We start from the raw sequence: 10,307 nt of genomic DNA on the forward strand, positions 1-10,307 counted from the left end.
AAAAAATCCCCGGGCTGGTTCCGGGGATTTTTATATCGTCAGTTTTTGAAATTCGGCAGAACCCGACTTTCAAATCCGATGGAAGAGCATCAGTCGGCTTTTCCCGTAAATTTGCCTTTGAAAGCAACCTCGGCTAGCGGCAGACGTCCACTTGGCACTTCACGTTCTTTGAGATCGTCGGGCAGGGTGTCTTTGCTGGCAATCTTGCCGAGCGCAACCGCTGCCTCGACCTGATAACCCTCCGGAATATCCAGGGCCTCAAGTGCCTTGTCGCGGTAAATGCCACCCATGCCATGGGCATGGTAACCCAAGAGCTGCGCCTGCATGGCCATTGAAAACCAGGCAGCACCTGCATCAAAGGAATGCGTCGCAGACGGCTTCTTTTCGCCTTCACGGGACATATTGTAGCTGCGTGACACAACGAACAACAGCGCAGAAGCCTTTTCGACCCAGCGTTTGTTACCGTCCATCAGCAGGTCGAACAGGACAGGCCATTCGTCACTACCATTATGGGCGTAGATAAAACGCCATGGCTGAAAATTGGAGGCGGATGGCGCCCAATGCGCCGCATCGAGAATGGTCAAGAGATCATCCACCGGCATAACCTCGCCAGTAAAGGCACGCGGTGACCACCGTTCCAGAAAAAGGGGATCGACAGGGTGTTCCGATTGGCGGGAATTGGCTTTGGTCATCGTGACGCCTTTCATGGGTTAGGCCCAGAACCTATTCAATTCTTGCGACATGCGGCAGTGTTTTTTTGTCGAGATTAAAAACATCGGCAATAGGCGTGGTGGACTTTCTCAAACAGGCAACTGAGCCTGCATCCCGCGGACGCAGGCATGAAACTAGACCATCCATTATGTGTGAAACCTCGGTCATCACGGAAAAAAAGCAGTCTATTTTCCTGATGTGACCTTAAAGATATCATCTTTCTGTATGGTATTTTTCATCACGCAAATGCGGTGAAGGGGTGACAAGGATAAATAGTTCGTTCATATATGATCTATCTTGTCTGACAACCGGGAGGATTCCTATGAAATTGATGCGTGTTGGCCCAGCAGGCCAGGAAAAGCCGGCTATTGTAGATAGCGAAGGTAAGGTCCGCGATTTGTCGGCCCATGTGAAGGATATTGGTGGCGAAGCGATTTCGCCGGAAGGTCTGGCAAAGATTGCCGCTCTGGATCTGTCCACGCTGCCAGTTCTCGAAGAAAGCCGTATTGGCGCTTGCGTTGCTGGCACCGGTAAATTCATCTGCATCGGCCTGAACTTCTCCGACCACGCTGCCGAAACCGGTGCTGCGGTTCCTTCCGAACCGGTTATCTTCATGAAGGCAACCTCTGCCATCGTCGGCCCGAACGACAATGTCGTTATTCCGCGTGGCTCTGAAAAGACCGACTGGGAAGTTGAACTCGGCGTTGTTATCGGCAAGACCGCAAAATACGTCTCCGAAGCTGATGCGCTGGATTATGTTGCCGGTTACTGCGTCAGCCACGACGTTTCCGAGCGCGCCTTCCAGACCGAACGTCAGGGTCAGTGGACCAAGGGCAAGTCTTGCGACACCTTCGGCCCAATCGGCCCATGGCTGGTAACGAAGGACGAAATCACCGATCCGCAGAACCTCGGCATGTGGCTGAAGGTCAATGGCGAGACTGTACAGAACGGCTCCAGCAAGACCATGGTTTATGGTGTTGCCAATGTCGTATCTTACCTCAGCCAGTTCATGTCGCTTCATCCGGGCGATGTTATCTCCACCGGCACACCTCCAGGTGTAGGCCTTGGCATGAAGCCACCGCGCTTCCTCAAGGCTGGCGACGTTGTTGAGCTGGGCATTGAAGGTCTCGGCACACAGAAGCAGACATTTGTCGCTGACGTTTAAGCTGTCGAAACACCGCATGCCGCGCAAAAATGTTCAGCGATTTTGCGGTCACGACATGGTGTGAAACAACAAAAGCCCGGGGTCATCTCCGGGCTTTTGTTTATCCGTCATCTCGCATCCGGCCTGCGCAACGGACGGGATGCAGTTTTCCTTGGCGCGAATGACCTCGAATCGGTTATGAAACAGCATGTTTTCCCTGTTGAGAAAATCTCGCACACCAGCCAAGCCCAAAGCCCCACTTCAGCGTATGCATGATGTGGCTGGCAGAAGCCTGCCTTTGGTGATCAAGGAAAACCTCCGCGCCACGCGTATCACGCTGCGTATCGAACCGGGCGGCAAGGGCCTGAAGCTTACAATTCCCTATGGTCTGCATCACCGGGAAGTGGATGACTTCCTGGAGCGACATCAGGGCTGGCTGAAAAGTCGGCTGGAAAAGCTCGGTCCCGAACAGCATTTGCGTCACGGTGGCATCATCAGTATTCGCGGTATTTCCCATCGCATCGAACATACCGGCACATTGCGGGGTGTCACACAGGCGATCCAAACACCGGAAGGGGAGGCGGTTCTGCGGGTCAGTGGCCTGCCGGAGCACACCGGGCGGCGGATTTCCGCCTACATGAAAAAGGAAGCGCGCGCCGATCTTGAGCGGCTGGTGGCCATGCATGCAAAAACCGTTGGCCGGCCCGTGCGCTCCTTGACCATGAAGGATACGCGCAGCCGTTGGGGATCCTGTTCGTATGAAGGAAATCTCAGCTTTTCATGGCGTATCGTCATGGCGCCAGCCAGCGTCATTGATTATCTTGCAGCCCATGAAGTGGCGCATTTGCGTGAAATGAACCACGGACCAAAATTCTGGGCTCTGTGCAAAGCGCTTTGCCCACACATGGAGGAATCCAAGGCATGGCTCAAACGTCATGGCTCACAACTGCACGCATTGGATTTCAGCTAGTCCTCTCCATGATTTGGCCCACTTTAGCGCGCGTATAACAGACAAGATTACAACTTGGATTCACGTGAAACATATTCTCTCATCCGGATGTCGCGTTTTGGCTCGACTCTTGGATAAAATCATGTCACGTCGCGGCTATGAAACCTGATATCAAGATATGCGGATTGAAGACCTCGGAAGCGGTGGAAAAAGCCGTTGCTCGTGGCGCAAGCCATATCGGCTTTATTTTCTTTGAAAAAAGCCCCCGCAATATTGAACCGGACATCGCCGGACATCTGGCTGATGCGGTGCGGGGACGGGCCAAGATCGTGGCTGTTACGGTGAATGCGGACAATGATGATCTTGACGAGATCATTGCGCTTCTCAAGCCCGATATTCTGCAGCTTCATGGCACTGAAACGCCCGAACGGGTTTTGAACGTCAAGGCAATTTACGGCCTGCCGGTCATGAAGGCACTTTCCATCCGTGATGCCGATGATCTGGTAAGGATCGAACCCTATATTGGGATTGCCGATCGTTTCCTGTTTGATGCCAAGCCGCCAAAAGGCTCGGATCTGCCGGGCGGCAACGGTGTCAGCTTCGACTGGTCGCTGTTGGCCGGTCTTGACGCAGATGTCGATTACATGCTTTCCGGTGGGTTGAACAAAGATAATGTCGCTGAGGCGCTGTCACGCACCGGGGCGAGGGGAATAGATTTGTCGTCAGGCGTGGAAAGCGCGCCGGGTGTAAAGGATTTGGGACTGATCGATGGGCTGTTTGATGCCATCGAAACGGCCGAAAACAAACCGCAGGGAGTTTGAAAGTGAACGAGACGCCAAAACCGAATTCGTTTCGTGCCGGTCCCGATCAGGATGGGCGCTTCGGCATTTACGGGGGTCGCTTTGTCGCCGAAACCCTGATGCCTCTGATCCTCGATCTGCAGGCAGAATGGGACAAGGCCAAGAACGATCCTGAATTCCAGGCGGAACTGAAAAACCTCGGCGCCCATTACACCGGTCGTCCAAGCCCGCTGTATTTCGCAGAGCGTCTGACGGAAGAACTCGGCGGCGCAAAAATCTACTTCAAGCGCGAAGAGCTGAACCACACGGGTTCGCACAAGATCAACAACTGCTTGGGCCAGATCCTGCTTGCCAAGCGCATGGGCAAGACCCGTATCATCGCAGAAACCGGTGCCGGTCAGCACGGCGTTGCCTCTGCCACGGTTGCTGCGCGTTTTGGCCTACCTTGCGTGGTTTATATGGGCGCAACCGACGTGGAACGTCAGGCTCCAAACGTGTTCCGCATGAAACTTCTCGGTGCTGAAGTGAAGCCGGTGACGGCTGGCCACGGCACGTTGAAGGATGCGATGAACGAGGCGCTGCGTGACTGGGTCACCAATGTCGATGACACATATTATCTGATTGGCACAGCTGCCGGTCCACATCCGTATCCGGAAATGGTTCGCGATTTCCAGGCCGTGATCGGTGAAGAAGCCAAACAGCAGATGCTGGAGGCCGAAGGCCGTCTGCCTGACCTGGTTGTCGCTGCTGTTGGCGGTGGCTCTAACGCCATCGGTATCTTCCATCCGTTCCTGGATGACGAAGGCGTCAAGATTGTTGGCGTGGAAGCGGGCGGTAAGGGTCTGTCCGGTGATGAGCATTGCGCATCGATCACCGCTGGTTCGCCGGGCGTTCTGCATGGCAACCGCACCTACCTGCTGCAGGATCAGGACGGCCAGATCAAGGAAGGCCATTCCGTATCCGCCGGTCTCGATTACCCCGGTATCGGTCCTGAACACTCGTGGCTGAATGATATCGGTCGTGTGGAATATGTTCCGATCATGGATCACGAAGCCCTTGAAGCCTTCCAGATGCTGACACGCCTTGAAGGCATTATCCCGGCACTTGAGCCAAGCCATGCACTGGCAGAAGTGATCAAGCGTGCTCCGACAATGGGTAAGGATGAAATCATTCTGATGAACCTGTCCGGTCGTGGCGACAAGGATATCTTTACCGTGGCGAAGCTTCTGGAAATGGGTGCGTAATCATGACTGCTCGTATGGACAAACGTTTCGCCGATCTGCGTGCGATAAACCGCCCGGCACTGATCACCTATTTCATGGGCGGCGATCCGGATTTTGAAACATCGCTTGGAATCATGAAGGCATTGCCGGAAGCCGGTGCCGACGTGATCGAACTTGGCATGCCGTTTTCCGATCCGATGGCGGATGGTCCGGCAATCCAGCTGGCTGGCCAGCGCGCACTGAAGAACGGCCAGACGCTGAAAACCACACTTGATCTGGCGCGTGAATTCCGCAAGCAGGACAATGACACGCCGATCGTGCTGATGGGATATTACAATCCGATCTATATTTATGGCGTCGAAAAATTTCTTGAGGACGCGCTTGAAGCCGGTATCGATGGTTTGATCGTTGTTGATCTGCCACCGGAAATGGATGATGAGCTGTGTATTCCGGCATTGAAACACGGCATCAATTTCATTCGTCTTGCAACGCCGACGACCGACGAGAAGCGCCTTCCTGCGGTTCTCAACAACACGTCAGGATTCGTTTATTATGTCTCGATGAACGGTATCACCGGTTCAGCTCTGCCTGATCCGTCGTTGATCTCCGGTGCCGTCGGGCGTATCAAGACGCACACAGACCTGCCGGTTTGTGTCGGTTTCGGCGTCAAGACAGCCGATCATGCCAAGGCCATTGGTGCAGTTGCCGATGGTGTGGTGGTCGGCTCTGCCATCGTGGCACAGATTGCCGGAAGCCTGACAAAGGACGGCAAGGCGACGGCGGACACTGTTCATGCCGTCACGACACTGGTAAAGGGACTTTCCACGGGCGTCAGAGCATCACGCCTTGCTGCTGCCGAGTAGTATTCGGTACGGACAGCAGAAAGAGTCAGGAGTTTTCAAGTGAACTGGATCACCAATTACGTTCGGCCGCGCATCAATTCCATGCTGGGCCGCCGCGATGTACCGGAGAACCTCTGGATCAAGTGCCCGGAGACGGGCGAAATGGTTTTCCATAAGGATCTGGAAGACAACAAGTGGGTTATTCCTGCTTCCGGTTATCATATGAAGATGCCAGGCAAGGCCCGTCTTGCGGATCTGTTTGATGATGGCGTTTACGAAGCACTACCACAGCCGAAGGTCGCGCAGGACCCGCTGAAGTTCCGCGATTCCAAGAAATATACGGATCGTCTGCGTGACAGCCGCACCAAGACCGACCAGGAAGATACCATTCTGGCCGGTGTTGGTTTGTTGAAGGGCTTGAAGATCGTTGCCGTCGTGCACGAATTCCAGTTCATGGGTGGTTCGCTCGGCATTGCGGCCGGTGAGGCGATCGTCAAGGCGTTTGAACGCGCCATTTCGGAGCGTTGCCCATTGGTCATGTTCCCAGCCTCTGGTGGCGCTCGCATGCAGGAAGGCATTCTGTCTCTCATGCAGCTTCCACGCACCACGGTTGCCGTGAACATGCTCAAAGAAGCCGGCATGCCTTACATCGTGGTTCTCACCAACCCGACCACGGGTGGCGTGACCGCGTCCTATGCGATGCTGGGCGATGTCCATATTGCTGAGCCGGGTGCCGAAATCTGCTTTGCTGGCAAGCGCGTTATCGAGCAGACCATCCGCGAAAAGCTGCCGGAAGGCTTCCAGACGTCGGAATATCTGCTGGACCACGGTATGGTGGATATGGTGGTGGATCGCCACGATATTCCAGATACTCTGGCAAACCTTCTCAAGATCATGACGAAATCGGACGTCGCGGCTCCTGTGAAACAGCAGGCCGTCGTTGTTGATGCCGTTTCTGCCTGATTGCGCTTTTTCATGACCCGTGCGCAGCCTGTTCATCGTCGGGCTGCGCATTTGTATTTTCCGGATTGCGTGTCGGCTGAAAGCTTTGGCTAGCCGATAACGCTTTAGACGCCTGAGGGGCGAATGAACGACATGACGCAGTTGCCCATGAGCGAAGCCGAACTGATCATCGAAAAGCTGATGCAGCTTCATCCGAAGGGTTTTGACCTTTCACTGGAGCGCATTACGGTTCTTCTCGAAAAACTGGGCAATCCGCACAAACGCCTTCCACCGGTCATTCATGTGGCCGGTACAAACGGCAAGGGTTCTGTCACGGCGTTCAGCCGGGCGCTGCTTGAGGCCGCTGGGCTGTCCGTACACGTTCATACCTCTCCACATCTGGTGCGCTGGCATGAGCGTTATCGTTTGGGTGTTCCCGGTGGTCGCGGCCGTTTTGTCGAAGACGCAGTCTTTGCCGACGCGCTGAACCGGGTGGCCGAGGCCAATGGCGGGCAGAAAATCACCGTTTTTGAAATCCTCACCGCCGTAACCTTTTTGTTATTTTCGGAACATCCGGCAGATGTCGCCATCATTGAAGTTGGACTTGGTGGTCGGTTTGACGCAACCAATGTCATCAACAGCCCGGCCGTATCCGTCATCATGCCCATCTCGCTTGATCACCAGCCTTATCTGGGAGACCGCGTCGAGCTGATTGCGGCCGAAAAGGCTGGTATCATGAAAAAGGGTTTTCCTGTCGTCATCGGTCACCAGCAGTTTGATGCCGCTCTTGAGGTTCTGGTCGGCACAGCGGAAAGGCTTTCCTGTCCCACCACTGTCTTCGGACAGGATTACGGTGCGCATGAAGAATTTGGCCGCATGATCTACCAGGATGAATTTGGCCTGTCCGATCTGCCATTGCCGCGCCTTCCTGGCCGTCACCAGCTCGCCAATGCTGCTGCCGCTATCCGCGCCGTTAAGGCGGCCGGTTTCGAAGTCAGCGAACGCATGATGGAAAAGGCCATGCAATCGGTCGAATGGCCGGGTCGCTTGCAAAGGTTGATGGATGGCAACCTTTTCCTGCTGGCGCCGAAGGGTGCTGAATTGTGGGTGGATGGCGGCCATAACCCCGGTGCCGGCGAAGTCATTGCCGAGGCCATGGCAGGTTTTGAAGAAAAACAACCGCGTCCGCTGTTCATCATCGCCGGTATGATCAACACCAAGGATCCCGTCGGGTATTTCAAGGCATTTGCAGATATTGCCGAATATGTCTTTACCGTGCCGATCAGCGGAACGGATGCGGCCATTGACCCGGTCGTCTTGGCCCATGCCGCATTTGATGCCGGACTGACGGCAGAACCGTCGTCATCCATTGCTGAAGCCTTGCAGGAAATCCACGGACGTCTGATGCTGGATGCACCGGCACCACGCATCCTGATTGGCGGATCATTGTATCTGGCTGGAAACGCCCTTTCTGCCAACGGCACATTGACTGACTGACCACTCAGGGATTACCAATTAGATCAGCTCACGGCTTTTTCCCGTGAGCTGGAACCTCTACCCCATCCAAAAGTCGTCTGAAGGTTGCGCACTGCATATGCGACGGTGCGCGGCAATCCGCGATATGGCGTAATGTATCGCGTAGCGCTGTCAATTCGCGGATTTGTGTGTCTATATCATCGGCCTTCTGATGAAACACCGCACGTGGCAGGTCCGGCAGACCATTGTCGCCAAACATTCCAGCGATTTCCTCAAGAGAAAAACCGGCAGTTTTCGCCAGCGCAATCAGCTTGAGCTGTAAAAGAACCTCCGGTGGAAATTGCCTGCGCAATCCCTTGCGCGATACCGAAGCAATCAGACCGGTTTCCTCGTAATACCGCAGGGCAGAAGGCTTGAATCCGCTGCGTTCCGAAACCTCACCAATATCCAGAAATTTCACGCTTGACCTCAAGTTGGCTTGAAGTGGCAGCATGCGCCTGAATGTTTCAACGAACAAGAGGCAAAAAGAATGGAAAAAACAGAGGACCTGGAGATCAATGTTTTGCAGCCGGCGGTGCTAGTGGCGCTCGCTGTGCCAATGTTGCTGGCGTCATTCGGCACCAGCGTCGCCAATGTCGCTTTACCCGTGCTGGCAACGACATTTGGCGCGCCTTTTGCTGAGGTGCAGGCGGTGGTCGTCGCCTATCTCGCCGCTTTGACAATCACGGTTGTCATCGCAGGTCGGTTGGGGGACAGGTTTGGGCTGAAACCCATGTTGCTGGCCGGTCTCGGCTTGTTTTTTCTCGCCTCCTGCGCCTGCGCAATGTCTCCTGGTCTGGGCTGGCTTATTGCAGCGCGTGCCGTTCAGGGCGTCGGTGCTGCATTTCTGATGACGCTTTCCATGGCTTTGATGCGCCAGATGGCAGACAAAGCACGTTTGGGGCGGGCCATGGGGTTGCTCGGCACGATTTCAGCGCTTGGAACGGCCCTTGGTCCGTCATTGGGTGGGATGATCATTCCACTTTTGGGATGGCGAAACATCTTCTGGCTGCAGGCGCCGCTTTCGCTCCTGGCCCTCGTACTGGCGATATTGGCGCTGCCAGACAGGACCGAGCAGCAAAACACGCCGGAGAGGGGGCTGTGGGCGGTTTTGAACCAGGCGTTGCTGATCAATCTTTTTGTCAACGTTCTGGTGGCCGCCGTCATGATGGCGACGCTGGTGATCGGTCCGTTTTATCTCGGCCTGCGGCTTGGGCTGGAAGTCAACCAGATTGGATTGGTCATGGCAGTTGGGCCGTTGTTGTCGATCCTGAGCGGAGTGCCGTCAGGCCGTCTTGTCGATGTTTGGGGAAGTCATAGGGTGCTCACAACAGGCCTTGTTCTTCTCGCTGTCGGGTCATTCCTGTTGTCCATTCTGCCAAATATGATCGGGCTGGCAGGTTATCTGTCGTCCATCATGCTGCTGACGCCCGGTTATCAGCTTTTCCAGGCCGCCAACAACACAGCCGCTTTGCGTGACGTTTCAGCACAGCATCGCGGCAGTGTGTCGGGCACGCTCAACCTGTCGCGTAATATCGGTCTTGTGGCAGGTGCGTCAGTGATGGGAATGGTATTTGCCTATGGTGCTGGCACCAGCGATATCATTCATGCCACGCGAGAAGGCATCGAAGCAGGTATGCAGCTTACGTTTCTGACGGCAGGTGCGATGACGAGCATCGCCATTGCCATCATCTACATGGGTCGCTGGGCTGATCAGAGAGGGGCGCGTGCAAACGGCTCGCGTGATTGATTGCAATTGTCCCAAAGAAAAAGCCCGGCAATAACCGGGCTTCATCATCAGAACTTAAAACTTGCTGAAATCAAGCAGCGCCGGAAATCCAGGCAGAAAGCGCGCTCTTAGGCGCAGCACCCACCTTGATGTCAGCCACTTCACCGCCCTTGAACACAGCAAGGGTAGGAATGGAACGAACGCCGAACTGGGCAGCAAGTTCAGGGTTTTCATCAATGTTCAGCTTCGCAACCTTGACCTTGCCAGCCAGTTCATTGGAAATTTCTTCAAGGCTTGGTGCAATCATCTTGCACGGGCCGCACCATTCCGCCCAAAAATCAACAACGACAGGTTCGGAGGATTCGAGAACTTCCGACTGGAAGTTGGCGGTATCGACTTTAACGGTAGCCATCGCGGCTCTCCTTTCAGTGAAGCTTGTTGGCAAGCATGTG

Annotated in this window: 11 protein-coding genes; 8 read left to right on the plus strand and 3 right to left on the minus strand. The window is 54.9% G+C overall.

Features of this window, described 5'->3' with window-relative positions; all coding sequences use genetic code 11:
• Positions 1 to 89 precede the first annotated feature (89 nt).
• The gene (locus RT613_RS01645) at positions 90 to 692 is read right to left on the minus strand and encodes a nitroreductase family protein (protein WP_313612449.1); all 603 of its coding nucleotides are present in this window, start codon (positions 690 to 692) and stop codon (positions 90 to 92) included.
• 341 nt (positions 693 to 1,033) lie between these two features.
• Between RT613_RS01645 and RT613_RS01650 the strand changes: the two genes are divergently transcribed.
• The 7 genes from RT613_RS01650 to RT613_RS01680 all read left to right on the plus strand — a co-directional run bounded on the left by RT613_RS01650 (position 1,034) and on the right by RT613_RS01680 (position 8,108).
• The gene (locus RT613_RS01650) at positions 1,034 to 1,876 is read left to right on the plus strand and encodes a fumarylacetoacetate hydrolase family protein (RefSeq protein ID WP_313612451.1); all 843 of its coding nucleotides are present in this window, start codon (positions 1,034 to 1,036) and stop codon (positions 1,874 to 1,876) included.
• 187 nt (positions 1,877 to 2,063) lie between these two features.
• Positions 2,064 to 2,825 (plus strand): M48 family metallopeptidase, encoded by a 762-nt coding sequence (locus tag RT613_RS01655; protein WP_313612453.1) that lies wholly within the window; start codon positions 2,064 to 2,066, stop codon positions 2,823 to 2,825.
• Positions 2,826 to 2,962: 137 nt separating this feature from the next.
• Positions 2,963 to 3,625, plus strand: coding sequence for a phosphoribosylanthranilate isomerase (locus RT613_RS01660; protein WP_313612455.1), 663 nt, complete (start codon positions 2,963 to 2,965; stop codon positions 3,623 to 3,625).
• Between the two features lie 2 nt (positions 3,626 to 3,627).
• Positions 3,628 to 4,848, plus strand: a complete 1,221-nt coding sequence (gene trpB / locus RT613_RS01665) for a tryptophan synthase subunit beta (RefSeq protein ID WP_313612457.1) — start codon at positions 3,628 to 3,630, stop codon at positions 4,846 to 4,848.
• Positions 4,849 to 4,850: 2 nt separating this feature from the next.
• On the plus strand, positions 4,851 to 5,690 hold the full coding sequence (gene trpA / locus RT613_RS01670) for a tryptophan synthase subunit alpha (RefSeq protein WP_313612458.1): 840 nt from the start codon (positions 4,851 to 4,853) through the stop codon (positions 5,688 to 5,690).
• A gap of 39 nt (positions 5,691 to 5,729) precedes the next feature.
• Positions 5,730 to 6,632 carry an acetyl-CoA carboxylase, carboxyltransferase subunit beta gene (accD, locus tag RT613_RS01675; RefSeq protein WP_313612460.1) on the plus strand — a complete coding sequence of 301 codons (903 nt, stop codon included), beginning with the start codon at positions 5,730 to 5,732 and terminating at the stop codon, positions 6,630 to 6,632.
• A gap of 123 nt (positions 6,633 to 6,755) precedes the next feature.
• A complete protein-coding gene (locus RT613_RS01680; RefSeq protein ID WP_313612462.1) occupies positions 6,756 to 8,108 on the plus strand; it encodes a folylpolyglutamate synthase/dihydrofolate synthase family protein in 1,353 nt (450 codons plus the stop codon).
• A gap of 28 nt (positions 8,109 to 8,136) precedes the next feature.
• Here the strand turns inward: RT613_RS01680 and RT613_RS01685 are convergent, their stop codons facing one another.
• Positions 8,137 to 8,547, minus strand: coding sequence for a helix-turn-helix domain-containing protein (locus RT613_RS01685; RefSeq protein WP_313612464.1), 411 nt, complete (start codon positions 8,545 to 8,547; stop codon positions 8,137 to 8,139).
• Between the two features lie 18 nt (positions 8,548 to 8,565).
• Between RT613_RS01685 and RT613_RS01690 the strand changes: the two genes are divergently transcribed.
• Positions 8,566 to 9,876 (plus strand): MFS transporter, encoded by a 1,311-nt coding sequence (locus RT613_RS01690; RefSeq protein WP_313612465.1) that lies wholly within the window; start codon positions 8,566 to 8,568, stop codon positions 9,874 to 9,876.
• Between the two features lie 70 nt (positions 9,877 to 9,946).
• Here the strand turns inward: RT613_RS01690 and trxA are convergent, their stop codons facing one another.
• Positions 9,947 to 10,267: a thioredoxin gene (gene trxA, locus RT613_RS01695; protein WP_313612467.1), complete on the minus strand. Its 321-nt coding sequence runs from the start codon at positions 10,265 to 10,267 to the stop codon at positions 9,947 to 9,949.
• Between the last annotated feature and the right edge of the window lie 40 nt (positions 10,268 to 10,307).

Source organism: Agrobacterium sp. (assembly GCF_032092815.1).
Taxonomy (GTDB): domain Bacteria; phylum Pseudomonadota; class Alphaproteobacteria; order Rhizobiales; family Rhizobiaceae; genus Agrobacterium.